Consider the following 25,865-nt stretch of genomic DNA (forward strand, 5'->3'; position numbering starts at 1 on the left):
GACGGGCTGAGGGTGCCGATGCAGGACGCGCCGCCGCCACCGCCCGAACTGGTGGCGCTGGCGCAGGCGTACGGGGTGGACACCCGGTACCCCGGGCCGGGGGGTGTGACCGTGGGGGCGCGCACGCTGGTCGCGGTGCTGGGGGCCCTGGGGGTGGCGGCGGGGACGCCGGAGCAGGCGCGCGAGGCGCTGGAGCGTCACCGGGCCGCGCAGCAGGCCCGGTTGCTGCCGCCCTGCGTGGTGGTCCGTCAAGGGCGGCGGACGGCGCTGGACGTGCCGGCCGACGCGCGGCTGCACGTGGAGCTGGAGGACGGCGGGGTGTGGGAGCTGCCGCGCGGCCACTCGCACTGGCTGCCGCCGGACCTGCCGCTCGGGCGGCACACGCTCAGGGCGGAGAGCGGCGAGGGCAAGGCCCAGGCGGCGCTGATCGTCGCACCGGAGAAGCTGCCCCCGCTGCCCGGCTACAGCTGGGGCTTCCTCGCCCAGCTGTACTCCGTCCTGTCCGACCGCTCCTGGGGCATGGGCGACCTCGGCGACCTCGCCGAGCTGGCCCGGTGGGCGGGCGCCGGCCTCGGCGCGGGCTTCGTCCAGATCAACCCGCTGCACCAGGCGCTGTCCGCCGCCCCCGCCGCCCCCACCGACCCGTCCCCCTACCGCCCCTCCTCCCGCCGCTTCGCCGATCCGGTGCACCTGCGGGTCGAGGCCGTCCCCGAGTACGCCTATCTGACGGGTGACCAGCGCGCCGAGGCGGAGGAGCTGGGCCGCCGGGCCGCCCGGCTGCGCGACGAGGTGCTGGGGCACGACGGCCTGATCGACCGGGACGCCGTCTGGGCGCTCAAGCGCGAGGCGCTGGAACTGCTGCACGAGGTGCCGCGCGGCCCCGGCCGCCAGGCCGCGTACGAGGCCTACCAGCGCCGCGAGGGTGACTGGCTGCGCCGGAACGCGCTGTGGAACGCGATCGCCGAGGTGCACGGCGCCGACTGGCACGGCTGGCCGAAGGGGCTGCGTCACCCGGACGGCCCACAGGTGGGGCGCGCCTCCCGGGAGCTCTCCGACCGGGTCGAGTTCCACCGCTGGCTCGCCTGGCAGGTCGATCAGCAGCTCGCCGAGGCCCAGGGCGCGGCCCGGCAGGCCGGCATGCCGGTGGGCCTGATCCACGACCTGGCCGTCGGCGTCCACCCGGACGGCGCGGACGCCTGGGCGCTCCAGGACGTGCTGGCCGGCGGCATCTCCGTCGGCGCCCCGCCGGATGCCTTCAACGCCCACGGCCAGGACTGGGGCCTGCCGCCCTGGCGCCCGGACGCGCTGGCGGCGGCCGGCTACACCCCGTACGCGGAGCTGCTGCGCGCGGCGGCCCGGCACGCGGGCGCGGTCCGGATCGACCACGTGATGGGCCTGTTCCGGCTCTGGTGGGTGCCGGACGGCCACCCGCCGACCGAGGGCGCGTACGTGCGCTACGACGCCGAGGCGATGCTCGGCGTGCTGGCCCTGGAGGCGCACCGGGCCGGGACGGCGGTGATCGGCGAGGACCTGGGCACGGTGGAGCCGGGCGTCCGGGAGGAGCTGGCGGCGCGCGGGATCCTCGGCACCTCCGTGCTCTGGTTCGAGCGGGACTGGCAGGCGGCGGGGGAGATCCTCGCCCCGGACCGCTGGCGCCCGGGCTGCCTGGCCACCCTCACCACCCACGACCTGCCGAGCACCGCCGCCCGGCTCTCCGGCGAGCACGTCGAGCTGCGGCACCGGCTCGGGCTGCTGGCCCGTCCGCTGGGCGAGGAGCAGGAGGAGGCGGTGGCCGAGCTGGCGGACTGGCGGGCCGAGCTGACCGCGCGGGGGCTGCTCGCGCCGGGCGAGCCGCTGTCGATGCCGGTGCTGTACCGCTTCCTGCGCGCGACCCCGGCGGAGCTGGTCGGCGTCTGGCTGCCGGACCTGGTCGGCGATCCGCGCCCGCAGAACCTGCCCGGCACCTGGGACCAGTACCCGAACTGGCGCCTGCCGGTCGCCGACGGCGCCGGCGACCCGGTCACCCTCGACCGCCTGGCCGCCACCCCGGCCGCCCGCCTGCTCGCCCACCTGCTGGCCCCGCCCGGCGCCCACCCCGCCGTCTGACCCCGCCGTCCGACCCCGGCACCTGATCCCGGCACCTGATCCCGCCGCCTGCCCCCGGCACTGCGGACGGCCCCCTTCCGGAAGGCCGACCCCGACGCGCGGGGGGTCATAAGCGGCGGGTAAGTTGGAAACGTGGACAAGAGGAACGCTTTGCGAGCCGGCGCGGTCTCCGCAACGGTCACGCTGATGATGCTGCTGTCGTCGCCCGCCATGGCCCTCACCAGGGACGACGGCGACGACCCGGGTCCTGGCCTGAGCGTCGGCCAGACCATCGGCCTGTACGTGCTGATCCCGATCGCCGCCTTCGTGATCATCGCCGCCCTCGCGGGCCTGCCGTACGGCAAGGGCAAGGGCAAGAAGAAGTAACCACCGCGTCCACCAGGACCTGCACGACCCCGAAGGGGCACCGGAGATCTCCGGTGCCCCTTCAGGCGTTTCCAGCACCTTGACGGCGCCCGACGGCGCCCCAACGGAGCCCCGTCGGCGCCCGAAGGGACCCCGACCGGGGCCCCGACGGGCGCCCTCAGCAGGTCAGCGGCCGGCGCCCGCCGCCCGGTCGACCGCCTGGGCCTTGAGCGCGCGCTCGATCCCGGCCCGGGCCTCGACGACCTGGCGCCGCAGCGCCGGTGCCGGCTCGGCCTCGGTCAGCCACGCGTCGGTCGCGTCCACGGTGGCCTGCGTGACCTGCAGCGCCGGGTACAGCCCGCCGATGATCTGCTGCGAGATCTCGTGGCTGCGGGTCTCCCAGACCTCCTTGACGGCGGCGAAGTACTTGGCCGCGTACGGCGCGAGCAGCTCGCGCTGGTCGGACTGCTGGAAGCCCGCGATGGTCGCTTCCTGGACGTAGTTGGTGAGGGTGTCCGACTCGACGACGGCGGTCCAGGCCTCGGCCTTGGCCTCGGCGGTGGGCCGGGCGGCGCGGCAGGTGGCGGCGTGCTCCTGGCCGGCCGCGGTGTTGTCGCGGGCCAGCTCGGCCGTCACGGCGGCCTCGTCGGCGCGCCCGGTGGCGCAGAGCCGGGTGAGCAGGGTCCAGCGCAGCTCGGTGTCGACGGCGAGGCCCTTGATCTCGGTGGTGCCGTCGAGCAGGCCGGCGAGCAGGCCGAGCTGCCCGTCGGTGCGGGCGACGGAGGCGAGGGTGCGGGCCCAGGAGAGCTGGTGGTCGCTGCCGGGCTCGGCGGAGCGCAGGTGCTCCTCGGCGGCGTCTGCCCACTGGGCGAGGCCCTGCTCGCGCCAGTCGGGGTCGGTGTAGGCGTCGAGGGCGAGCCGGACCTGGCGCTGCACGGACTGCACGACGCCGATGTCGCTCTCCCGCCCGATGCCGGAGAGGGCGAGCGCCAGGTAGTCGCGGGCGGCGAGTTCGCCGTCGCGGGTCATGTCCCAGGCGGAGGCCCAGCACAGGGCGCGCGGCAGCGACTCGGTGAAGCCGCCGAGGTGCTCGGTGACGACGGCCATCGAGTCCTCGTCGAGCCGGATCTTGGCGTAGGAGAGGTCGTCGTCGTTGAGCAGCACGACGGCCGGGCGGTGCCGGCCGACGAGCTCGGGCACCTCGGTGCGCGGGCCGTCGACGTCGAGCTCGATCCGGTCGGTGCGCACCAGCGCGCCGTCGGCGAGCTCGTACAGGCCGATGGCGATGCGGTGCGGGCGCAGCACGGCCTCGCCCTTGGCGCCGGCGGGCAGCGCGGGGGCCTCCTGGAGGACGGCGAAGGACTCGATCTCGCCGTCGGTGTTCAGCGTGATGGCGGGCCGCAGCACGTTGATGCCGGCGGTCTCCAGCCAGGCCTGGGACCAGGTCCGCAGGTCGCGGCCGCTGGCCTCCTCCAGGGCCCCGAGCAGGTCGGCGAGCCGGGTGTTGCCCCAGGCGTGGCGCTTGAAGTAGGTCTGCACGCCCTGGAAGAAGGCGTCCTGGCCGACGTACGCCACCAGCTGCTTGAGCACCGAGGCGCCCTTGGCGTAGGTGATGCCGTCGAAGTTGACCTGGACGTCCTCCAGGTCGTTGATGTCCGCCATGATCGGGTGGGTGGAGGGCAGTTGGTCCTGCCGGTAGGCCCAGGTCTTCATCTGGTTGGCGAACGTGGTCCAGGAGTTCGGCCACTTGGAGTCGGGGGCCTCGGCCTGGCAGACGGCCTCGGCGAAGGTGGCGAAGGACTCGTTGAGCCAGAGGTCGTTCCACCACTCCATGGTGACGAGGTCGCCGAACCACATGTGGGCGAGCTCGTGCAGGATCGTCGCCGCGCGGGCCTCGTAGGCGGCGTCGGTGACCTTGGAGCGGAACACGTACTGGTCGCGCAGGGTGACGGCGCCCGCGTTCTCCATCGCGCCGGCGTTGAACTCCGGGACGAACAGCTGGTCGTACTTGGCGAACGGGTAGGGGAAGTCGAACTTCTCCTGGAAGTAGTCGAAGCCCTGCTTGGTGACGGCGAAGATGTCCTCGGCGTCCAGGAACTCGCGCAGCGAGGGGCGGCAGTAGACGCCCAGCGGCACCTTCTGGTCGCCGTTCTCGTAGGTGTCGAAGACCCCGACGTACGGGCCGGCGACGAGCGCGGTGATGTAGGTGGAGATCCGGCCGGTGGGCTCGAACGTCCAGACCTGCGCGGCGCCCTCGCCGACCGGGGTCGGGGTGGGCGAGTTGGAGACCACGACCCAGCCGGTGGGGGCGGTCACGGTGAACGCGAACGCGGCTTTCAGGTCGGGCTGTTCGAAGGAGGCGAAGACGCGGCGGGCGTCCGGCACCTCGAACTGGGTGTACAGGTAGGTCTCGCCGTCGACCGGGTCGACGAACCGGTGCAGGCCCTCACCGGTGTTGGTGTAGGCGCAGTTGGCGACGACGCGCAGCTCGTTCTCGGCGGCCAGGTTCGGCAGCGGGATCCGGCTGTCGGCGAAGCTCTCCGGGTCGAGCGGGGCGCCGTTGAGGGTGATCTCCTCGACGCTCGGTGCGACGAGGTCGATGAACGTGTCCGCGCCGGGGGTCGTGGCCGTGAACCGGACCACGGTGGTGGACCGGAAGGTGCCTCCTTCGCGGGCCGAACTCAGGTCGAGCTCGATGTCGTACGCGTCCACGTGGAGGAGGTCGGCCCGGGTGCGGGCCTCCTCGCGGGTCAGGTTGGTGCCGGGCACTCGCTGCACTCCTTCGTCAGGCTGATGGGGCGAATCCTCCCATGACCCAACGGACGGGCTCCCGGAATAATCACAGGCGGGGCGGGTCCGGACAGATCGCCCGTTCCCGCCCCGCCAGGACGGGCCCCGAGGGCCCGCGTTCGAGGAGTGCTCAGCCCCCCGCCGTCACTTCTTCCACTTGGTCAGCGGCGCGTCGGAGCTGCCGCGGCGGAAGGCGTAGACCGCGCTGCCGTCGTTGGAGAGGACGTACTCGGACATGCTCATCCCGATGTCCAGGCCGTTGGGCATGGCCATGGTGCCGAGGTCGGTCATCGAGCCGTCGGCCGGCGAGAGCGTCACCAGCCGGGCGGGCTTGTTGTAGCCCTGGCTGACGATGGCGCGGACCTTGCCGTCCTTGTCGGTGCCGGACACCAGCCGGATGTCCTGGCTGGACGTGGCGCTGGCGGCGGACCAGATCCGCTTGCCGGTGGTCAGGTCGTACGCGTTGACGGCCGACTTGGCGCCGGTGATCTGGGCGTACAGGGTGGTGCCGCTGACCACGTTCTGGGTGTAGGCGTCGGACTGGCCGGACAGCCGCAGGCTGTCCGCGCCGGGCTCCTTGACCGACATCTGGTTGCCGGGCTTGTTGCTCTTGTCGAACGGCAGGATGTAGTCGCCGTTGGGGCCGCTGCTCATCAGCAGCACCAGCGGCTGGTCCTGGACGACCTTGTCGATCCGCTCGATGCTGCCGGTGAGGGTGATCGGCGTGCTGGCGGCCTTGCCGCTGTCGGCGTCCACGACGACCAGCTGCGACTTCGGGCCGGAGCCGCCGTAGCAGCGGTCGCTGACCGCGATCTGGCTGCCGGCCGCGCGGCCGTAGAGGCTGCAGTCCTTGTCGCGCGGCTGGAACTGCCAGGCCGCCGAGCCGGTGTCGATGTTCAGGCCGCCGACCACGTTGCCGCCGATGGCGACCACCTTGTCGGTGACGCTGAGCGTCGGCGAGGACATCCGGTCGGTGGAGACCTTGACGCTCCAGAGCAGCTTGCCCTGGCTGACGTCGACGGCGCCGATGGTGGAGCAGTCGCTGTCACCGGTGTTGAAGGAGACGGCGGCGATGTTCTTCGAGTTGGTCGAGTAGGAGGCGGTGCACACCTCCTTGCTGCCGGCCGGGACCGGGATGTTCCAGGCCTCCTTGCCGTCGGAGGTGTTGTACGCCCGGATGCCGGTGCTGTCGGCGCGCACCGCGACCTTGTCGCTGCCCCAGATGCCGAGCAGCTGCGAGCCGCTGTCCCCGGTGGCGGCCTTGGGGGCGTTCCAGGCGATGTTGTACCCGGCCCCGCCGGTGTTGCCGCCGGTGCTGCTGCCGGTGGTGCCGTCGGCGGTCGGGGCGTTGGTGACGGTGCCTCCGGAGGTGGTGGTGCCGCCGGAGGTGGCGTTCGGCGTGGGGTCGGGGTCGTTGCCCTTGAGGAGCACGACCAGCCCGGCGACGATGGCGATCGCCAGGACGCCGCCGATGATCCCGCCCCACAGCATCACGGGGTTGCGCTGCTTGGGCGCGGGGGGCACCGGCGCGCCCGGGTAGTACCCGGGCTGCTGCTGCGGGTATCCGTAGCCGGCGCCGTAGGCCTGCCCGCCGTCCGGCGCGCCGTAGGCGCCACCGGGCATCGGGTCGTACGGGCCGACCGGCGCACCGGCCGGCGGCGGCGGAGCCTGGCTGGGGAAGGCGGCCGCGGTCGGCGCGTACGGCTGGTAGCCGGCACCGGCACCGGCACCGGCACCGGCACCGGCGGCGGGCGGCTGCGCGGGCGGAGCCGGCGGCTGGGCCGGCGGCGGTCCGGCGGGCGAGGCCGGGCGCGGGATAGCCGCGCCGTCGAGCTGTGTCATCTGGTCCGCCACGGCGGCCGGGTCCACACCGCCGGGCGGGCGCCCGAACGAGACGCCCCGATTGTCCTGCGGGCTGCTGCCCGACGCTTCGCCTGCCCCCGGCGTAGGGTGATCCCCTGCCATCTGATTCCCCGTCATTCCTGGAAGCGTCCCCCTGCCGATACCGCCCCGCGGTCCGGGGGGACGCGTGAGATAGGGCACCATGCTAGTGGCGAGTGTTTTTCGGTCGAACCCAGGACTCCGCAGGCCCGTTTCCGTCCGTTCCCCCGCGGCTTCCGGGCCCGCCGCCACCGGCCCCCGTCGTACCGCCCAGGTCCGATCCGCGCCGATCCACGGCACAGGCCCTACCCTTCAGGAGTTGAAGGGGACGTCCGGCGGAGGGGTCCCCGCCCTGGGAGGGTGGATCATGTCGACGGACACACCGGGCTCGCAGTCGTCCTTGCACCGGGCGAACCTGGAGCGGGTGCTGCGCGCGGTGCGGACGGCCGGTTCGCTGACCCAGGCCGAGATCGCCCGCGGCACCGGCCTGTCCGCGGCCACCGTCTCCAACATCGTGCGGGAGTTGAAGGAGAGCGGCACCGTCGTGGTCGCCGACACCTCCTCCGGCGGCCGGCGGGCGCGCAGCGTCTCGCTCAGCGGGGACGCGGGCATCGTGGTGGGCATCGACTTCGGCCACACCCACCTGCGGGTCGCGGTCGGCAACCTCGCGCACCGGGTGCTCGCCGAGGAGAGCGCCCCGATCGACGTGGACGTCTCCGCCGCGCAGGGCTTCGACCGGGCCGAGGCGATGGTGGAACGGCTGCTCCGGCAGGCCGGGTTCCGCCCGGAGAAGGTGATCGGCGTCGGCCTCGGCGTGCCCGGCCCGATCGACGTGGAGACCGGCGCGCTGGGCTCCACCGCGATCCTGCCCGGCTGGACGGGCATCGCCCCGGGCCGGGAGCTGGCCGAGCGGCTCGGCATGCCGGTGCACGTGGACAACGACGCCAACCTGGGCGCGCTCGGCGAACTGGTCTGGGGGGCCGGGCGGGGGCTGAGCGACCTCGCGTACATCAAGGTCGCCAGCGGGGTCGGCGCCGGACTGGTGGTCAACGGCCAGATCTACCGCGGGCCGGGCGGCACCGCCGGTGAGATCGGGCACATCACCCTGGACGAGGCCGGGCCGGTCTGCCGCTGCGGCAACCGCGGCTGCCTGGAGACCTTCGTGGGCTCCCGCTACCTGCTCTCCCTGCTGACCCCGACCCTCGGGCCGGACCTCACCCTGCCCCGGGTGGTCGAGCTGGCCCATCAGGGTGACCTCGGCTGCCGTCGGGTGATCGCCGACGCCGGCCGGCAGATCGGCACCGGCGTCGCCACCCTGTGCAACCTGCTCAACCCGCGCCGGGTGATCCTCGGTGGCGACCTCGCCGAGGCCGGTGAGCTGGTGCTCTCCCCGATCCGCGACTCGGTGGCCCGTTACGCCATCCCGAGCGCCGCCCGCCAGCTCTCGGTGGTCCCCGGCACGCTGGGCGGTCGGGCCGAGGTGCTCGGCGCGCTGGCGCTGGTGATGAGCGAGATGGGGGAGTCCGGGGCGCTGGGGCGCGGCTGAGCCGCCGCGGCCCGGATCGCGCCCGAACATTCATTCGTCAATCCAGGGTGACGCGCGACCCCCGGGCCGACCTCCGGGAATGGCGGTAACGGGTCGGTGGCACCGGCCGCGCCGCTCGGTGTCCGGCAAGCGGACATTAGACTCGACCGGTCGGCACCGGCCGCGACCGCCGGCCCGCCGCCAGACCGGGCAGCGACGCCCGTCGGACCGCCCGCGGTCCGCGAACACTGAACGAGGAGGAACGGGTGGCCCTGCTGACCCGCATTCGGGGACCGCGTGATCTCGACCGGCTCACGCCGGGACAGCTGGCCGCACTGGCCCAGGAGATCCGGACCTTCCTGGTGACCGAGGTCGCCAAGACGGGCGGCCACCTCGGCCCCAACCTCGGCGTGGTGGAGCTCACCATCGCGCTGCACCGGGTCTTCGACTCGCCGCGCGACCGCATCCTCTTCGACACCGGCCACCAGAGCTACGTCCACAAGCTGCTCACCGGCCGCCAGGACTTCTCGATGCTGCGGATGAAGGGCGGCCTGTCCGGCTACCCGTCCCGCGCCGAGTCCGAGCACGACGTGATCGAGAACTCGCACGCCTCCACCGTGCTCTCCTACGCCGACGGCCTGGCCAAGGCCAACAAGATCCTCGGCAAGCCGGACCCGGTCGTCGCGGTCATCGGCGACGGCGCGCTCACCGGCGGCATGGCCTGGGAGGCGCTCAACAACATCGCCGACGCCAAGGACCGCCCGCTGGTCATCGTCGTCAACGACAACGAGCGCTCCTACTCGCCGACCATCGGCGGCCTGGCCAACCACCTCGCCACCCTGCGCACCACCCAGGGCTACGAGCGCTTCCTCTCCTGGGGCAAGGACGCGCTGCAGCGCACCCCGGTGGTCGGCCAGCAGCTGTTCGAGACGCTGCACGGCGCCAAGAAGGGCCTCAAGGACTTCATCGCCCCGCAGGGCATGTTCGAGGACCTCGGCATCAAGTACATCGGCCCGATCGACGGCCACGACCTGACCGCCCTGGAGTCCGCGCTGACCAAGGCGCGCGGCTTCGGCGGCCCGGTGATCGTGCACTGCCTCACCGAGAAGGGCCGCGGTTACCACGCCGCGGAGAACAACGACGAGGACCGCTTCCACGCGGTCGGCAAGATCCACCCGGAGACCGGTCTGCCGATCCAGAACGCCGGCGGCCGGAGCTGGACCTCGGTCTTCGCCGAGGAGATGGTCGCGCTCGGCCACGAGCGGGACGACATCGTCGGCATCACCGCCGCCATGCTCCACCCGGTCGGCCTCGCGCCCTTCGCCGAGGCCTTCCCGGACCGCATCTTCGACGTCGGCATCGCCGAGCAGCACGCCGTCACCAGCGCCGCCGGCCTGGCCACCAACGGGCTGCACCCGGTCTTCGCGGTCTACGCGACCTTCCTGAACCGGGCCTTCGACCAGGTCCTGATGGACGTCGCCCTGCACAAGCTGGGCGTCACCTTCGTGCTCGACCGGGCCGGCGTCACCGGCGACGACGGCGCCTCGCACAACGGCATGTGGGACATGTCGATGCTGCAGATCGTCCCGACCCTGCGGCTGGCCGCCCCGCGCGACGCCGACCAGGTCCGCGCCCAGCTGCGCGAGGCCGTCGAGGTCAAGGACGCCCCGACCGTGGTCCGCTACTCCAAGGGCACCGTGGGCCCGGCCGTCCCGGCGGTCGGCCGGATCGGCGGCATGGACGTGCTGCGCGCCGCCGAGGAGCCGGGCGGCACGCACCGCGCGGACGTGCTGGTCGTCTCGGTCGGCGCGATGGCCGCCACCAGCCTGGAGGTCGCGGACCTGCTGGCCGCCCAGGGCATCACCGCCACCGTGGTGGACCCGCGCTGGGTCAAGCCGGTGGACGCCGTCCTGCCGGGCCTGGCGGCCGAGCACCGGGTGGTCGTCACGATCGAGGACAACGGCCGGGTGGGCGGTGTCGGCGCCGCGGTGGCGCAGGCGCTGCGCGACGCGGACGTGGATCTGCCGGTGCGCGACTTCGGGATTCCGCAGGAGTTCCTGGACCACGCGAGCCGGAACGAGATCCTGGCCGAGATCGGCCTGAACGCCCCGGACATCGCCCGAAAGGTGACGGCCCTGGTCGCCAGCCTGGACGCGGCTCGGGTCGAGGCCTGAGAACGGGCCCGGAACGCGTTCCACCGACGACTGTTCGTCGTAACTCCGTAACAGTTCGTCACGAAACAAGCTGACAATCGCACCGAAAGGCGGGACCGGCGCCGCCCGCGCCGATCCCGCCCGGTAGGTTGTCATCCGTGCCCACCCCCACCCGCTTCCGCCTCGCCGGACTGGCCGAGCGCCTGCCCGAGCGCGTCCGTACCCATGTGCAGACCGGGTACTGGACGAGGCTGGTGCCGGTGCTCGCGCTGGTCGCGCTGCTCACCCACATCCCGTCCTTCGCCCGGCCCGTCTGGAGCCCCGACGAGGGGTTCCTGGCCACCCAGGCCCGGATGCTGGCCGACGGCGGAGTGCTGTACGACACCGTGGTGGACCGCAAGCCGCCGTTGCTCCCCTGGCTCTACCAGGCCTGCTTCACGATCTTCGGCTCCGCCTCGCTGTGGCCGCTGCGCACCCTGGCGGTGGGCGCCCACCTGGTCACCGCGATCCTGCTGGCGTCCATCGCCCGCGGCCGCTGGGGCAACCGGGCCGGGGCCGGCGCGGGACTGCTCTACCTGCTGGTCTCCATCGGGCTCTCCCCGGAGGACACCCAGGCGGCGACCTTCGAGGTCTTCATGCTGCCCGCCATGGTGGCCGCGTTCCGGTACGCCGAGCGCCGCCGCTGGCTGGCCGCGGGCATCGCGGTGGCGCTCTGCTCGCTGACCAAGCAGACCGGCGGCGCGGTGCTGCTACCGGTGCTCTGGATGCTGTTCCAGGACGCCCGCCGGCGCGGGGTGCGCTGGCCGCCCGCCCTGTTCAAGATCGGCTTCGGCTTCATCCTGCCGATAGCGCTGGTCGCGGTCATCCTGACCAAGCCCAAGGGCTTCCTGTTCTGGGTGGTCACCGGCAGCGGGGACTACGCCTCCTTCGGCGGCGCCTGGCTCCAGATGATCGGCCGCGCGCTCGGCAACTCGGCCATCCTGGTCGCGGCCGGGCTGGGCTTCCTGCTCCCGGTCGGGCGCCGGCTCTGGCTCAAGCACCGCCACCGGCCGCTGCCCGTCGCCGGGGAGGAGCACGGCTCCACCGGGGACCTATGGGTCTGGCTGGCGTCCTCGGTCGTCGCGGTCAGCGTGGGCTTCCACTTCTTCGGCCACTACTACCTTCAGCTGATCCCCCCGCTGGTGCTGCTGGGCACCGGGGCGGTGGCCACCTCGGCGGTCCGCTGGAAGCCCGTCCTGGTGTACACCACGGTCGCCTCGACGGTCTTCTGGGCGCTGGCCCTGGCCTGGCCGGGGGAGCGGCTCAACCGCACCACCGAGGTCGCCACCGCGGTCGCCGCCCAGACCACCCCCAAGGACACCGTCCTGGTCTGGGGCATGCACCCCGAGCTGTACTGGCTGGCCGACCGAAAGCCCGCCACCCGCTACCTGACCGCCGGCTTCCTGACCAACTACAGCGGCGGCAAGGACGGCAACGCCAACGTGGGCGAGCAGTTCAGCGTCAGCAACGCCTGGCAGACCTTCGACAAGGAGCTCGCCGACAACCTGCCCGAGGTCGTGGTGGACGACTCCGGCATCGCCCCGTACCAGCCGGTGCTGGTCCCGCGGATCGAGAACCTGCTGGACACCCACTACGAGATGGTCGGCGTCTTCGCCGACACCGTGGTCTACCGCCTCAAGAAGAGCTGACCACCCCCCCCCGCACACGCCGGAGCCCCGGTGACCGTCCAGGTCACCGGGGCTCCGGCATGCGGTGGCGCTGCGCGTTACGCGGGCACCGAGGCCACGCCGGGGGCGAGGAAGCGCTTGCCGTTCACCCGCTCCGAGACGCCCTCACGGTCCAGGTACGGGGTGATCCCGCCCAGGTGGAAGGGCCAGCCGGCGCCGGTGATCATGCAGAGGTCGATGTCCTGCGCCTCGGCGACGACACCCTCCTCCAGCATCAGGCCGATCTCCTGGGCCACGGCCTCCAGGGAGCGGTTCAGGACCTGCTCCTCGGTCAGCACGGTGTCGCCGAAGGACAGCAGCTCCAGCACCTCGGGGTCGAGGACCTGCTTGCCGTCCACCCAGGTGTAGAAGCCGCGCTTGCCGGCCTTGACCACCTTGCCGAGGTTCTCGGAGACGGCGAACCGCTCCGGGAACGCGCCGTGCAGGGTCTCCGAGACGTGCAGCGCGATGGCCGGGCCGACCAGCTCCAGCAGCACGATCGGGGACATCGGCAGGCCGAGCGGCTCGACGCCCTTCTCGACGGTGGCGATCGGGGTGCCCTCGTCGATGATGGTCTGGATCTCGCCCATGAAGCGGGTCAGGATCCGGTTCACCACGAACGCCGGGGCGTCCTTGACCAGCACCGAGGTCTTCTTCAGCTTCTTCGAGACGCCGAAGGCGGTGGCCAGCGAGGCGTCGTCGGTCTGCTCGCCGCGGACGATCTCCAGCAGCGGCAGGATCGCGACCGGGTTGAAGAAGTGGAAGCCGACGACCCGCTCGGGGTGCTTCAGCTTCGAGGCCATCTCGGTGACCGACAGCGAGGAGGTGTTGGTCGCCAGCACGCAGGTCGGCGAGACCACGTTCTCCAGGTCCGCGAAGACGGTCTGCTTGACGCCCATCTCCTCGAACACGGCCTCGATCACGAAGTCCGCGTCGCCGAAGGCGGCGGCCTTGTCGAGCGAGCCGCTGACCAGGCCCTTGAGACGGTTGGCCTTGTCCTGGCCGATCCGGCCCTTGCCGAGCAGCTTGTCGATCTCGGCGTGGACGTAGCCGACGCCCTTGTCGACGCGCTCCTGGTCGATGTCGGTGAGGACCACCGGCACCTCCAGACGGCGGGCGAACAGCAGCGCCAGCTGCGAGGCCATCAGACCGGCGCCGACGACGCCGACCTTGTTGACCTGGCGGGCCAGCGACTTGTCCGGCGCGCCGACCGGGCGCTTGGCCCGGCGCTGCACCAGGTTGAAGGCGTAGATGCCGCTGCGCAGCTCGCCGCTCATGATGAGGTCGGCCAGGGCGGCGTCCTCGGCGTCGAAGCCGGCCTGGAGGTCGGAGTCCTTGACCTGCTGGATGATGTCCAGCGCCTTGTAGGCGGCCGGCGCGGCGCCGTGCACCTTGGCGTCGGCGACCAGGCGGCCCCAGGCGACGGCGTCGTCCCAGGCCTTGCCGCGGTCGATCTCCTCGCGCTCGACGACGACGTCGCCCTTGAGGACCTTGGCGGCCCACAGCAGCGACTGCTCCAGGAAGTCGGCCGGCTCGAAGATCGCGTCGGCGATCCCCAGCTCGAACACGTCCTTGCCCTTGAGCTGCTTGTTCTGGTTCATCGAGTTCTCGATGATGACCTTGATCGCCTTCGAGGGGCCGATCAGGTTCGGCAGCAGGGTGCAGCCGCCCCAGCCGGGGACGAGGCCCAGGAAGACCTCCGGCAGCGAGAACGCCGGGACGCCCGCGCTGACCGTGCGGTAGGTGGCGTGCAGGCCGACCTCGACGCCGCCGCCCATCGCCGCGCCGTTGTAGAAGGCGAAGGAGGGGACGGGCAGCGCGGCGATCCGCTTGAAGACCTCGTGGCCGCCCTTGCCGATGGCCAGCGCGTCCGCGTGCTCCTTGAGCAGCTCGACGCCCTTGAGGTCGGCGCCGACCGCGAAGATGAACGGCTTGCCGGTGACGGCGACGGCGACGACCTTGCCCTCGGCGGCCTCGGCCTCGACCTGGTCCAGCGCGGCGGACAGCTTCAGCAGCGAGCCCGGGCCGAAGGTGGTCGGCTTGGTGTGGTCGAAGCCGTTGTCCAGGGTGATCAGGGCCAGCTTGCCGGCCTGCAGCGGCAGGTCCAGGTGGCGCACGTGCGCGGTCGTGACGACCTCGCCCGGGAACAGTTCGGCGCCGTGCTGCAGCAGCTCAGTGGTGCTCGTCATGTTCACTTACCACCCTCGAGCTCGGACGACTTTTCCGCTCCGCTCCAGTGCGGGTTCTCCCAGATGACGGTCCCGCCCATACCGAACCCGATGCACATCGTGGTGAGGCCGTAGCGGACGTCCGGGCGCTGCTCGAAGCGGCGGGCCAGCTGGTTCATCAGGCGCACGCCGGAGGAGGCCAGCGGGTGGCCGAAGGCGATCGCACCGCCGTACGGGTTGACCCGCTCGTCGTCGTCCGCGATGCCGTAGTGGTCCAGGAAGGACAGCACCTGGACGGCGAAGGCCTCGTTGACCTCGAAGGCCTGGATGTCGTCGATGGTCAGACCGGCCTTGGCCAGCGCCTTCTCGGTGGCCGGCACCGGGCCGATGCCCATGACCTCGGGCTCCACGCCCGCGAAGGCGTAGGAGACCAGGCGCATCTTGACCGGGAGGCCGAGCTCCTCGGCGACGTCCTCGGCGGCCAGCAGCGAGGCGGTGGCGCCGTCGTTGAGGCCGGCCGAGTTGCCCGCGGTGATGTTGCCGTGCGGGCGGAAGGGGGTCTTCAGGCCGGCCAGGCTCTCCATCGTGGTGCCCGGGCGCATCGGCTCGTCCACGGTGGCCAGGCCCCAGCCGGTCTCGCCGACCTCGGGGTTGGTGTTGCGGATCGAGATCGGCACCAGGTCGGGCTGGATGTCGCCGTTGGCGTACGCCTTGGCGGCCTTCTCCTGCGAGCGCACGGCGTAGGCGTCGCAGCGCTCCTTGGTCAGGTGCGGGAACCGGTCGTGCAGGTTCTCCGCGGTCATGCCCATGAACAGGGCGGACTCGTCGACCAGCTTCTCGGAGACGAAGCGCGGGTTCGGGTCGACGCCCTCGCCCATCGGGTGGCGGCCCATGTGCTCGACGCCGCCGGCCACGACCACGTCGTACGCGCCGAAGGCGATGCCGCCGGCGGTGGCGGTCACGGCCGTGAGCGCACCGGCGCACATGCGGTCGATCGAGTAGCCGGGGACGGACTTGGGCAGGCCGGACAGCAGGGCGGCGGTGCGCCCGATGGTCAGACCCTGGTCGCCGATCTGCGTGGTGGCCGCGATGGCGACCTCGTCGATGCGCTCGACGGGCAGGTTCGGGTTACGGCGCACGAGCTCCCGGATGCACTTGACGACCAGGTCGTCGGCGCGCGTCTCGTGGTAGATGCCCTTCGGGCCGGCCTTGCCGAACGGGGTGCGGACGCCATCGACGAAGACGACGTCCCTCGCGGTACGAGGCACGGGGGCTCTCCTCCCAGGGACCAACATTTGAGGTGGGCAGGCTGCCGCCGGTGAAGACCCGAGCGGCGCCGCTCCACCGCCATGCTACCGGTCGGTAACCAACCTGCCCAGGCCTCACGGAGGGTTCACCCCGTGTGTCCCGCGACACGTCCGACCGGCGGGGTTCGAAAGACGGACCCCGGATACGCCGAAGGGGGCGCCGTCACAAGGACGGCGCCCCCTCCGGACACGCCCCGGGTCAGTCCTGGGCGGCCGCGGCCTCGGCGAACGCGGTGGCCATCACCGGCGCCACCAGGTCGACCTGCCACTGCCGGGCGCCGAGCCGGCGCAGTGCGGCGGCCACGCCCATGGCGGCCGGATCGGCCGGCGGCTCCCAGGAGACCCGGCGCACCAGGTCCGGGGTGATCAGGTTCTCGGCCGGCAGGTTGTGCCGCTCGGCGAGGTCCGCGACCGCGGCGCGCGCCCCGGACAGCCGGGCGGCGGCCACCGGGTCCTTCTCGGCCCAGGCCCGCGGCGGCGGCGGCCCGTCGTGCGGCGCGGAGGCCGGCGGCAGCTGGTTCTCCGGGACTTCCCGGCCCCGCTGGACGGCCGCCAGCCACTGCTCCAGCTGGCGCCGGTGGACCCGCGGCCCGAAGCCCTGGACGCCCTGCAGCGCGGCGATGTTCAGCGGCATGGCCAGCGCGGCGTTGACGATCGCGGCGTCCGAGAGCACCCGGCCCGGCGAGACGTCGCGCTCCTGCGCCAGCCGGTCCCGGGCCAGCCACAGCTCGCGCACCACGGCCAGCTGGCGGCGCCGGCGGACCTTGTGCAGCTGCGAGGTGCGGCGCCACGGGTCGGTGCGCGGTGCCGGGCGCGGTGCGGCGGCGATCGCCGCGAACTCCTCCAGCGCCCAGCCGAGCTTGCCCTGGGCGTCCAGCTCCTGTTCGAGTGCGTCGCGCAGCTCGACCAGCACCTCGACGTCCAGAGCGGCGTAGCGCAGCCACGGCTCGGGCAGCGGGCGGGTGGACCAGTCGACCGCGGAGTGCTCCTTGGCCAGGCTCAGCCCGAGCACGCTCTCGGTCATCGGCCCGAGGCCGACCCGGGCGAAGCCGGCGATCCGCCCGGCCAGCTCGGTGTCGAACAGCTGCCGGGGTCTCATGCCGACCTCGGCCAGGCAGGGCAGGTCCTGGGTGGCCGCGTGCACCACCCATTCGGTGTCGGCGAGGGCATCGCCCAGGCCGCTGAGGTCGGGGCAGGCGATCGGGTCGATCAGCGCACTGCCGGCGCCCACGCGGCGCAGCTGGATGAGGTACGCGCGCTGGCCGTAGCGGTAGCCGGAGGCCCGCTCGGCGTCGACGGCGACCGGTCCGGTGCCCCCGGCGAAGGCGGCGACGGTGGCGGCCAGCGCCTGCTCGTCCGCCACGACGGGCGGGATCCCCTCCTTCGGTTCGAGGAGCGGGACCGGGGCTGCTTCTTCTGGGATGGCTGCTACGGCGTCGGTCACCCACCAAGGGTACGACGGTCCTCGCGGCCGGGAGTGTTGTCGGACTGGTCAGACCGGGTCCGTGACTATGCCACGGGGCCCGGGCGGTGGCCGAGGGGCACGGCTACGGCGGCCGAGGAGGAAACGTTCCTCCTCGGCCGCCGTGGCGGGGCCGTCCGAGGACTCAGTGGATGATGCCGGTGCGCAGCGCGACCGCGACCATCCCGGCGCGGTCGCCGGTGCCCAGCTTGCGGGCGATCCGGGCGAGGTGGCTCTTGACGGTGAGTGCCGACAGGCCCATCGCCACCCCGATCGCCTTGTTCGACTGTCCTTCGGCGACCAGCCGCAGCACCTCGACCTCACGGCCCGACAGCTCGCGGTAGGCGGACTGCTGCGTGCCCGGCGCACCGGGTGCACCGGGGGCTCCGTGGGTTCCGTGGGCGCCCGGCGCACCCACGGCGCCCGGCATGCCCGGCATGCCGGGGCGGCGCATCCGCCCGGCCAGCCCGGCGGCGCCGAGCGGCAGGCCCGGGCGGCCGGGCATCGCCACGTTGGTGCGGGTGCCCGTGACGACGTATCCCTTGACGCCGCCGGCCAGCGCGCTGCGCACGGCGCCGATGTCGTCGGCGGCGGACAGGGCCAGGCCGTTGGGCCAGCCCGCGGCGCGGGTCTCGGCGAGGATGGTCAGGCCGGAGCCGTCCGGCAGGTGTACGTCGGCGACGCAGATGTCGCGCGGGGTGGAGACCCGGGGGCGGGCCTCGGCGATCGAGGACACTTCGATCACGTCTCGGACGCCGAGCGCCCACAGATGGCGGGTGACGGTGTTTCGGACACGGGGATCGGCGATGACCACCATGGCGGTGGGCTTGGTCGGCCGGTAGGCGACCACGTTTGCGGGGTGCTCAAGAAGGACCGACACCAGGCCTCCTGCGGGGAGTGGCGGACGGAACCCCGAGGGGGCGGTCGGAGTGTTCCGCGTTCGGAAAGGGTCACAGTCTGCTTCGGCAGCTACCGTGCCCGGCTTTAGCGAAAGATCACGATCTAGTGAGTAACAATACGGACAAATCGCGCATATGAGTGATGCGACCCGTCATGAATTCGCACAAAATCGATCAGATCTGGTGCTGATCGGTCGGTTTCAACCGGTTAATTGACCCAGAGCGGGATCGAAGTCACACTCCGTCAGCCCTGGGGGTGGCATCGGGGCCGCCGGGGCCGCCCGGCCCGGGGCGCCACTCCTCAGTGCGAACGAGGACGCCGCCGCGCGGGCATCGGGACCACCCCACCGAGTGACGGCACATCGGCCGGCGCCTGCGGGGCCGGCGAGGCCGGCGGCAGGCCGGCGCTGATGCACAGCAGGTCCCCCCAGGCCGCCAGGTGCCGCTCGAACCGGCCGTCGGCCGGCGTCCAGGAGGCCCGGATCTCGATCTCGGTCGAGGACGGGCGGTCCGCCAGCCCGCCGAAGTACTGCGAGGCGCAGTGGCTCACCGTGCCGGACGGCTCCGCGTACCCGGCCCCGTGCGCCTGCAGCGAGTCCAGCAGCCAGGCCCAGCCGACCTCCGAGAGCATCGGGTCGCCGGCCATCTCCGGCTCCAGCTCCGCCCGGGTCATCGTCACCACCCGGAACTCCCCGTTCCAGGCCTCCTGCCCGGCCGGGTCGTACAGCAGCACCAGCCGGCCGTCCGCCAGCTCCTCGCCGTCCACCTCCACCGAGGCGGTCACCGCGAACGCGTACGGGGCCAGCCGGCGCGGGGCCGGCGCGGGGGAGAGCTGGATCTCGGGCCGCAGCCGGGCGCCGTCGAGGGCCTCCACGGCGGCCCGGAACTCGCTCGGAGCCCCCTCCCGACCTGTTCCGCCACCTGCTCCGCCACCCTGCGCGGGGTGCCCGCCGACCGCTGCCATGACCCGAAGACTAGGTCGAAAACCGCGGTTAAGGCCGCAACTTCCGTCCGAGCGGCGTGCCGGAACGGCAAACCCGGCCAGATCTTGGAGGAACCGACGAGACCGGCCGGGAAGAGCGCCCCGAGGCGCATGCGAAGATTTGGACCGTGAGCGAGACTACGGCAGACACCACGGCGGCCACCCCCGACGGCCGGCCCACCCCCGCGCGCCGCGGCGCCGCGCACGACTCCGCGTTCCTGCGCGCCTGCCGGCACGAGCCCGTGCCGCACACCCCGGTGTGGTTCATGCGCCAGGCCGGCCGCTCGCTGCCGGAGTACCTGAAGGTCCGCGAGGGCATCCCCATGCTGGAGTCCTGCATGCGGCCCGAGCTGGTCAAGGAGATCACCCTCCAGCCGGTCCGCCGGCACAAGGTGGACGCGGCGATCTTCTTCAGCGACATCGTGGTGCCGCTCAAGGCCGTCGGCATCGACGTCGAGATCAAGCCCAACGTCGGCCCGGTCATCGCCGACCCGATCCGCACCGCCGAGGACCTCAAGCGGCTGCGCCCGCTGGAGCCCGACGACGTCCCCTACATCACCGAGGCCGTCGGCCTGCTGGTGGACGAACTCGGCGAGACCCCGCTGATCGGCTTCGCCGGCGCCCCCTACACGCTGGCCAGCTACCTGGTCGAGGGCGGCCCGTCCAAGAACCACGAGCACACCAAGGCCATGATGTACGGGCAGCCCGAGCTGTGGGCCGCCCTGGTCGACCGGCTCGCCGACATCACCTCCACCTTCCTGAAGGTGCAGATCGAGGCCGGCGCCTCGGCCGTCCAGCTCTTCGACTCCTGGGTCGGCTCGCTCGCCCCCGACGACTACCGCCGCTCGGTCATGCCGTCCAGCACCAAGGTCTTCGACGCCGTCGCCTCCTACGGCGTGCCGCGGATCCACTTCGGCGTCGGCACCGGCGAACTCCTCGGCCTGATGGGCCAGGCCGGCGCGGACATCGTCGGCGTCGACTGGCGGGTGCCGCTGAACGTCGCGGCCGAGCGGGTCGGCCCCGGCAAGGGCCTCCAGGGCAACCTCGACCCGGCCGTGCTGTTCGCGCCCACCAAGGTCGTCGAGACCAAGGCCCGCGAGGTGCTGCACGCCGCCCAGGCCCTCGGCACCAGCGGCCACATCTTCAACCTCGGCCACGGCGTCCTGCCGTCCATGGACCCGGACGCCCTCTCCCGTCTCGTCGCCTTCGTCCACGAGGCCAGCGCCCGCTGACCCCGGCGGCGGGCTCCCTCCCGGCCGGGAGGGAGCCCGCCGTGTTCAGTCCTCGCTCAGTCCTCGTTCAGTCCTCCGCGGGTCCTTCCTGCGGGCCGGACTTCGGGGGCGGCGCGGCCGCCGGGCGGCGCCGGCGCCACAGCCGGTACAGCAGCGCCCCCGGGACGCCCAGCACCAGCAGGAACGGCGCCACCGCCGCGAGCCCCACCGCCAGGGCGCGCACGATCGCCACCAGTACGTGCCAGCCGCCGCCCAGCGCGGAGCCGACCGACGCCCCGAAGCCCTCGCCGCCACCCTTCGGCGGTCCCGGGGTGGGCGTCGGCGAGGCGGCCGTACGGCGCACGTCCAGCGTGACGGTCGAGAGCGAGGTCTTGCCGGCCAGCTCCTTCTGCTGCTTCTGCAGCGACTCCAGATCGGCCTCCCGGCGGCTCAACTCGGCCTCCAGCGTGGTCACCTCGCTCAGCGACTTCGCCTGCCCCATCAGGGCCCGCACCCGCTCCACGCTCGCCTGCTGGGTCTGCACCCGGCTCGCCACGTCCGCGACCTGCTGGGTCAGGTCGTCCGCCTGGCTCCTGCGGGACACCACCTGGCCCAGCGCGGCCAGCTGGTCCAGCGTCTGCTGGTACGCGGCGGAGGGGATCCTCAGCGTCAGCTGGCCGCCCGCCTCGCCCCCCGCCGTGCTCCCCGGCCCGCCCTCCACCGCGCCGGAGACCGACTCGGCGCCGACGTAGCCGCCCGCGGCCGTCGTCAACTCCCGGGCCTTCGCCAGCACCTGGGCGACGTCCCCGGTCCGCAGCGTCAACTGCGCGGTGTACGCGATCAGCCGGTTGTCCGCGACCGGCTGGGCACTCGCCCCCGCCGCCGGCGCCGTCCCGGCGGCGCTCGGCGCGGCCGCCGGTGCCGCCGGTGCCGCCGGTGCGACGGCGTCCGCCTTCGCCGCCTCCCCCGCCCGGTCCGCACCGCCTGCGCTGCACGCCCCGACCAGCAGCACGCCCGCGGTCGCTACCGCCAGCGCCCCCGCCCCTGCCCGTCTCCCCATTCCGAAGCCCTCCCCAAGTCCGTTGTGAGATCTCCCCATTGGACGAAGGAACGCCCCGGGCGGACCCCGTCGGAAGGTCGCGACTCGATCACAGCTCGGCAGCGGACCGGACAACCTCGATGCCCGCCCGCCGCAGCAGCGCCGCCGTCACCCCGTCCCCGGGGCGCAGCTCCCCGGTGAACGTCCCGTCGTACACCCGCTCGCAGCCGCAGGACGGGCTGCGCGCCATCAGCACCGCCCGCCGCGCCCCCGCGGCCTCGGCCGCCGCCAGCGCCGCCCGGGCCCCGGCCACGAACTCCGCCGTACAGTCCGCGCCCGTCGCGTCCACCACCCGGGCCCGCCCGTCCAGCACGTCCGCGCCGTCCCCGCCCACGATCTCCGCCGCGGGCCGCGGGGTCGGCAGCCCGCCCGCCCCCTCCGGGCACACCACCACCGCCCGCCCCGCCTCGACCAGCCCCACCACGTCCGGCGAGGTCTTCGCCCGCCCGTCGTACCGACACGGCACCCCGGCCAGACACGCACTCACCACGATCGGTTCCATGGACCGAACCTTACGGGGCGTGCCCGATTCGCTACGTTGGGGCCAGGGATGAGCTGCCGGAGTGGATGTACGCACCCCGAGTCGAGGGCTGGTTCGCCGAGGATCTCGAACACCTGCCCGATGCGCCCAAGCACACCGAACTCATCGACGGCGCCCTGGTCTTCCGCAGCAGGCCCCAGTCGTTCTGGCACAGCCATGTCGGGTCGCAGCTGACCGCAGCACTGGACGGGCTGGTGCCGGCCGGGCAGCGGGCGACCGGGGGCATGACGATCACGCTGGACCGGCGCAGCCGCCTGGAGTCGGATGTGCTGGTTACCGATGCGGACTTCGACCCCGATCGGACCTGGTTCGCGCCCGGCGAGGTCCCGCTCGTGGTCGAGGTCGTCTCCCCGGAGTCCGCGCACCGCGACCGTACGGTCAAGGTCCGCAAGTACGCCGAGGCCGGGATCCCGCACTACTGGATCGTCGAGGAGGAGGACGGCCTGCCGGTCGTGCACGTCTTCGAGCTGGAGCCGGCGACGTCCTCCTACGTCCCGGCCGGGATCTTTCGCGGCAAACTCGAACGCCGGGTGCCGTTCCCGATCGCGATCGATCTGGACGGGCTGGTGCCGAGTGGCCGGCGTGCAGCGGATTGAGGGCCCGGTGTAAAGACCTGCGAGACTGCGAGGCATGTCGGATGCACAGGTCGTCGTCGTCGGTGGTGGGATCGCGGGGCTGGCTGCGGCCGCTTTTCTGAGCGGGGCCGCCGGGGGGCCGGTGCGGGCGCGGGTGACGCTGCTGGAGGCGTCGGAGCGGGTCGGCGGGAAGCTGCGGGGCGGCGAGGTCGGCGGGGTCCGGGTGGACCTGGGGGCCGAGTCGATGCTCGCGCGGCGGCCGGAGGCGGTGGAGCTGGCCCGGGCGGTCGGTCTGGGCGAGGAGTTGGAGCCGCCGACCACCGCGAAGGCCTCGATCTGGACGCGGGGCGCGCTGCGCCCGCTGCCGGGCGGGCAGGTGATGGGCGTCCCGGGCGATCTGGACGCGCTGGCGGCCTCCGGGGTGCTCACCGCCGAGGGGCTGGAGCGGGCCCGGCACGAGGGCGCCACCGAGGTCGGGGACGACGTGGCGATCGGCCGCTACGTCGCCGACCGGCTGGGCCAGGAGGTGGTGGACCGGCTGGTCGAGCCGCTGCTGGGCGGCGTCTACGCCGGGCGGGCCGAGGAGATCTCGCTGCGCGCCGCCGTGCCGCAGCTGCTGGCGATCGCGCGGGGAGGCGGCTCGCTGGTCGACGGGGTGCACGAGCTGGCCTCGCGGCCGAAGGTGGTCGGCACCCCGGTGTTCCAGGGCCTGCGCGGCGGGCTCGGCACCCTGCCGGAGGCCGTCGCCGCCGCCTGCCGGAAGGCGGGCGTGGACCTGCGCACCGGTACGGCGGTGGACGGGCTGCACCGCACCCCCGGGGGCTGGCGGGTGGTGACCGGCGGCGGCGAGGTGCTGCACGCGGACGCCGTGGTGCTGGCCGTCCCGGCGCCGGCCGCGGCCCGGCTGCTGCGCGCGGACGCGCCGGCGGCGGCCGCCGAGCTGGACGCCGTCGAGTACGCGGGCATGGCGCTGGTGACCCTGGCGTTCCGCCGGGCCGACCTGGCGGAGCCGCCGGCCGGCAGCGGGTTCCTGGTGCCGCCGGTGGACGGGCGGCGGATCAAGGCATCGACCTTCTCCTCCAACAAGTGGGGCTGGCTGGAGCGTTCCGCCCCGGACGCGTTCCTGCTGCGCACCTCGCTGGGCCGCTACCGCGAGGAGGAGGCGCTGGAGCTGCCGGACGAGGAGTTGGTGGCCCGCTCGCTGGCGGACCTCGGGGAGGCGATCGGCCTGACCGCCCGGCCGTACGACACCGCCGTCTCGCGCTTCCGGGCGGGTCTGCCGCAGTACCCGGTGGGCCACCTGGACCGGGTGGCCCGGATTCGGGCGGCGGCCGCCGGGGTGGGGGGACTGGCGCTGTGCGGCGCCGCGTACGACGGGGTCGGCATTCCGGCCTGCATCGGCTCGGCGGCCGCCGCGGTGGCGGCCCTCGACAAACTGTTGACCCCGGCAACCGGGGAAGGTTCCACGGAGAGGACAATGGGCGCATGACTGAGACCGTTGAGCGGCAGCCGGAGCAGCAGCCCGAGAAGAAGAAGGCGCGCGACCTGAACCAGGTCATCCGCTACACCATGTGGTCGGTGTTCAAGCTCAAGGGCACGCTGCCCGAGGACCGCACGGCGCTGGCCGCCGAGGTGGACGAGCTGTTCGCCCAGTTGGCCGCGAAGGACGTCACGGTGCGCGGCACGTACGACGTGTCCGGTCTGCGCGCGGACGCCGACCTCATGGTCTGGTGGCACGCCGAGGACTCGGACGACTTGCAGGAGGCGTACAACCGCTTCCGCCGCACGGGCCTCGGCCGCCAGCTGGAGCCGGTCTGGTCCAACATGGCGCTGCACCGCCCCGCCGAGTTCAACAAGTCGCACATCCCGGCGTTCCTCGCCGACGAGCGCGCGCGCGACTACGTCTGCGTGTACCCGTTCGTCCGCTCCTACGAGTGGTACCTGCTGCCGGACGCCGAGCGGCGCGCGATGCTCTCCGAGCACGGCCAGATGGCCCGCGGCTACCCGGACGTGCGGGCCAACACGGTGGCCTCGTTCGCGCTCGGCGACTACGAGTGGCTGCTCGCCTTCGAGGCGGACGAGCTGCACCGCATCGTCGACCTGATGCGCGACCTGCGCCCCTCCCGGGCCCGGCTGCACGTCCGCGAGGAGGTGCCGTTCTTCACCGGCCGCCGCAAGCCGGTCAGCGAGCTGCTCAACGGCCTGGCCTGAGTTCCGCGGGATCGGTGAACGGGGTCCGCTTCGGCGGGCCCCGTTTCGCGTGTCACGTCCGGTGGGGGCGGAGGGCGGCGCGCAGGCGGGGGTCGGGGAGGACGGCGGGGCCGTTCATGGCGACGGCGGTGAGCAGTTCGCGCTCCTCGTCGTCGGCGAGGCCGTGCTGGCGGGCCGGGCGGACCTCGCGCAGCACCTCCTGGCCGACCGGGGACGCCCAGCGGGTGTAGGGGTAGACGTCGACCCGGGCCATCAGCAGGGTGCCCGAGGTGAGCACCAGCGGCAGCGAGAACCAGGCGAGCGGGGCGACGGTGTCACCGCCGGTGAAGCCGGTGAGGGCCAGCGCGGCGGCCAGCAGGAGGAGCGTCAGCAGCAGTGCGTGCCGCACCTGCCGGACCACCAGGACGGTGCTGCGCTGGACCAGGGCCGGGGTGGCCAGGCCGGCCAGCGAGAGCCGGGCGCCGATCTCCAGGACGGTCGGGTGCTCGGCCATCGCCTGGCGCAGCCCGTCGGTGCGGCACTGGCCGTCGGGGCCGACGGTGACGATGACCGCGCGTTCCAGGCGGCTGCGGCCCCGGGGGTCGACCACCGTCGTCCAGCCGGTGTGCGCCAGGTGCAGCCGGCCCCGGCCGGTCATCAGGACGAGGGCGAGTTCGACCACCCGGTCCGGGCCGCCGGCCAGGTAGGCCGTCTCGTACAGCCCGATCCCGACGGCCTCGGGCGGGCGCAGACCGTCCGCCTCGGCCAGGGCGTCGGCGGTGGCGGTCGTCCGGACGAGCCGGAGACACGAGAGGACCGCCGCGACGCACGCCGGTATCAGGAACAGCAACCACATGGGCTTGTTGTATGCCTGGGCCGACGGCGCGGGGAACGGCTTCCCGGACCGCGATACCGAACTGTGACG

General features: G+C 73.2%; 19 protein-coding genes. 9 read left to right on the plus strand and 10 right to left on the minus strand.

Annotation, left to right across the window (positions count from 1 at the left end; all coding sequences use genetic code 11):
- The first annotated feature begins 18 nt into the window (after positions 1-18).
- Both malQ and A6F73_RS22695 read left to right on the plus strand, forming a co-directional pair.
- Positions 19-2,106 (plus strand): 4-alpha-glucanotransferase, encoded by a 2,088-nt coding sequence (gene malQ, locus A6F73_RS22690; RefSeq protein WP_063351437.1) that lies wholly within the window; start codon positions 19-21, stop codon positions 2,104-2,106.
- 132 nt (positions 2,107-2,238) lie between these two features.
- Positions 2,239-2,472, plus strand: a complete 234-nt coding sequence (locus A6F73_RS22695) for a hypothetical protein (protein WP_079135908.1) — start codon at positions 2,239-2,241, stop codon at positions 2,470-2,472.
- 165 nt (positions 2,473-2,637) lie between these two features.
- Here the strand turns inward: A6F73_RS22695 and pepN are convergent, their stop codons facing one another.
- Together pepN and A6F73_RS22705 are read right to left on the minus strand one after the other, a co-directional pair.
- The gene (gene pepN, locus A6F73_RS22700; RefSeq protein ID WP_063349465.1) at positions 2,638-5,220 is read right to left on the minus strand and encodes an aminopeptidase N; all 2,583 of its coding nucleotides are present in this window, start codon (positions 5,218-5,220) and stop codon (positions 2,638-2,640) included.
- Positions 5,221-5,385: 165 nt separating this feature from the next.
- Positions 5,386-7,083 (minus strand): PQQ-binding-like beta-propeller repeat protein, encoded by a 1,698-nt coding sequence (locus A6F73_RS22705; RefSeq protein WP_159398517.1) that lies wholly within the window; start codon positions 7,081-7,083, stop codon positions 5,386-5,388.
- Between the two features lie 406 nt (positions 7,084-7,489).
- Between A6F73_RS22705 and A6F73_RS22710 the strand changes: the two genes are divergently transcribed.
- From A6F73_RS22710 to A6F73_RS22720, 3 genes are all read left to right on the plus strand, one after another.
- Positions 7,490-8,668, plus strand: coding sequence for an ROK family transcriptional regulator (locus A6F73_RS22710; protein WP_063349467.1), 1,179 nt, complete (start codon positions 7,490-7,492; stop codon positions 8,666-8,668).
- Positions 8,669-8,913: 245 nt separating this feature from the next.
- Positions 8,914-10,821: a 1-deoxy-D-xylulose-5-phosphate synthase gene (gene dxs / locus A6F73_RS22715; RefSeq protein WP_063349468.1), complete on the plus strand. Its 1,908-nt coding sequence runs from the start codon at positions 8,914-8,916 to the stop codon at positions 10,819-10,821.
- Between the two features lie 137 nt (positions 10,822-10,958).
- Positions 10,959-12,488, plus strand: coding sequence for a glycosyltransferase family 39 protein (locus A6F73_RS22720; protein ID WP_244293472.1), 1,530 nt, complete (start codon positions 10,959-10,961; stop codon positions 12,486-12,488).
- A 77-nt stretch (positions 12,489-12,565) separates the two neighbouring features.
- Here A6F73_RS22720 and A6F73_RS22725 read toward each other — a convergent pair whose 3' ends face one another.
- The 5 genes from A6F73_RS22725 to A6F73_RS22745 form a co-directional block, all read right to left on the minus strand.
- Positions 12,566-14,695: a 3-hydroxyacyl-CoA dehydrogenase NAD-binding domain-containing protein gene (locus A6F73_RS22725; RefSeq protein WP_063349469.1), complete on the minus strand. Its 2,130-nt coding sequence runs from the start codon at positions 14,693-14,695 to the stop codon at positions 12,566-12,568.
- A 2-nt stretch (positions 14,696-14,697) separates the two neighbouring features.
- Positions 14,698-15,942, minus strand: a complete 1,245-nt coding sequence (locus A6F73_RS22730) for an acetyl-CoA C-acyltransferase (RefSeq protein ID WP_063349470.1) — start codon at positions 15,940-15,942, stop codon at positions 14,698-14,700.
- A 238-nt stretch (positions 15,943-16,180) separates the two neighbouring features.
- Complete coding sequence (locus tag A6F73_RS22735) at positions 16,181-17,425, minus strand: ribonuclease D (protein WP_063349471.1); 1,245 nt, start codon at positions 17,423-17,425, stop codon at positions 16,181-16,183.
- Positions 17,426-17,588: 163 nt separating this feature from the next.
- Positions 17,589-18,323, minus strand: a complete 735-nt coding sequence (locus tag A6F73_RS22740; protein ID WP_063349472.1) for a response regulator transcription factor — start codon at positions 18,321-18,323, stop codon at positions 17,589-17,591.
- 320 nt (positions 18,324-18,643) lie between these two features.
- Positions 18,644-19,306, minus strand: coding sequence for a DUF3000 domain-containing protein (locus tag A6F73_RS22745; protein ID WP_063349473.1), 663 nt, complete (start codon positions 19,304-19,306; stop codon positions 18,644-18,646).
- A gap of 236 nt (positions 19,307-19,542) precedes the next feature.
- On the opposite strand from A6F73_RS22745, the gene hemE reads away from it, so the two are divergent.
- Positions 19,543-20,556, plus strand: coding sequence for a uroporphyrinogen decarboxylase (gene hemE, locus A6F73_RS22750; RefSeq protein ID WP_244293679.1), 1,014 nt, complete (start codon positions 19,543-19,545; stop codon positions 20,554-20,556).
- Positions 20,557-20,623: 67 nt separating this feature from the next.
- Here the strand turns inward: hemE and A6F73_RS22755 are convergent, their stop codons facing one another.
- Together A6F73_RS22755 and A6F73_RS22760 are read right to left on the minus strand one after the other, a co-directional pair.
- On the minus strand, positions 20,624-21,595 hold the full coding sequence (locus A6F73_RS22755; protein ID WP_159398518.1) for a DUF4349 domain-containing protein: 972 nt from the start codon (positions 21,593-21,595) through the stop codon (positions 20,624-20,626).
- Between the two features lie 88 nt (positions 21,596-21,683).
- The gene (locus A6F73_RS22760; protein WP_063349476.1) at positions 21,684-22,136 is read right to left on the minus strand and encodes a DUF523 domain-containing protein; all 453 of its coding nucleotides are present in this window, start codon (positions 22,134-22,136) and stop codon (positions 21,684-21,686) included.
- A gap of 65 nt (positions 22,137-22,201) precedes the next feature.
- Here A6F73_RS22760 and A6F73_RS22765 point away from each other — a divergent pair, with 65 nt between their 5' ends.
- The 3 genes from A6F73_RS22765 to hemQ are packed head-to-tail and all read left to right on the plus strand — an operon-like array spanning position 22,202 to position 24,961.
- Positions 22,202-22,771, plus strand: coding sequence for a Uma2 family endonuclease (locus tag A6F73_RS22765; protein WP_063349477.1), 570 nt, complete (start codon positions 22,202-22,204; stop codon positions 22,769-22,771).
- 34 nt (positions 22,772-22,805) lie between these two features.
- Positions 22,806-24,239, plus strand: coding sequence for a protoporphyrinogen oxidase (gene hemG, locus A6F73_RS22770; protein WP_063349478.1), 1,434 nt, complete (start codon positions 22,806-22,808; stop codon positions 24,237-24,239).
- Positions 24,236-24,961, plus strand: a complete 726-nt coding sequence (gene hemQ / locus A6F73_RS22775) for a hydrogen peroxide-dependent heme synthase (protein ID WP_063349479.1) — start codon at positions 24,236-24,238, stop codon at positions 24,959-24,961. The genes hemG and hemQ overlap by 4 nt, the downstream gene beginning before the upstream one ends.
- 52 nt (positions 24,962-25,013) lie before the next feature.
- Here the strand turns inward: hemQ and A6F73_RS22780 are convergent, their stop codons facing one another.
- A complete protein-coding gene (locus A6F73_RS22780; RefSeq protein ID WP_063349480.1) occupies positions 25,014-25,796 on the minus strand; it encodes a TIGR04222 domain-containing membrane protein in 783 nt (260 codons plus the stop codon).
- Positions 25,797-25,865: the final 69 nt, after the last annotated feature.

It is taken from the genome of Streptomyces sp. MJM8645 (assembly GCF_001625365.1).
In the GTDB taxonomy this organism is placed as follows: Bacteria; Actinomycetota; Actinomycetes; order Streptomycetales; family Streptomycetaceae; genus Kitasatospora.

Coding starts and splice junctions, on each gene's coding strand:
- A6F73_RS22710 (WP_063349467.1), top strand. CDS start 7,490: ATGTCGACGGACACACCGGGCTCGCAGTCGTCCTTGCACCGGGCGAAC.
- A6F73_RS22765 (WP_063349477.1), top strand. CDS start 22,202: ATGTACGCACCCCGAGTCGAGGGCTGGTTCGCCGAGGATCTCGAACAC.
- A6F73_RS22725 (WP_063349469.1), bottom strand. CDS start 14,695: ATGACGAGCACCACTGAGCTGCTGCAGCACGGCGCCGAACTGTTCCCG.
- hemQ (WP_063349479.1), top strand. CDS start 24,236: ATGACTGAGACCGTTGAGCGGCAGCCGGAGCAGCAGCCCGAGAAGAAG.
- A6F73_RS22755 (WP_159398518.1), bottom strand. CDS start 21,595: ATGGGGAGACGGGCAGGGGCGGGGGCGCTGGCGGTAGCGACCGCGGGC.
- A6F73_RS22780 (WP_063349480.1), bottom strand. CDS start 25,796: ATGTGGTTGCTGTTCCTGATACCGGCGTGCGTCGCGGCGGTCCTCTCG.
- malQ (WP_063351437.1), top strand. CDS start 19: ATGCAGGACGCGCCGCCGCCACCGCCCGAACTGGTGGCGCTGGCGCAG.
- A6F73_RS22760 (WP_063349476.1), bottom strand. CDS start 22,136: ATGGAACCGATCGTGGTGAGTGCGTGTCTGGCCGGGGTGCCGTGTCGG.
- A6F73_RS22705 (WP_159398517.1), bottom strand. CDS start 7,083: ATGACACAGCTCGACGGCGCGGCTATCCCGCGCCCGGCCTCGCCCGCC.
- A6F73_RS22745 (WP_063349473.1), bottom strand. CDS start 19,306: ATGGCAGCGGTCGGCGGGCACCCCGCGCAGGGTGGCGGAGCAGGTGGC.
- hemG (WP_063349478.1), top strand. CDS start 22,806: ATGTCGGATGCACAGGTCGTCGTCGTCGGTGGTGGGATCGCGGGGCTG.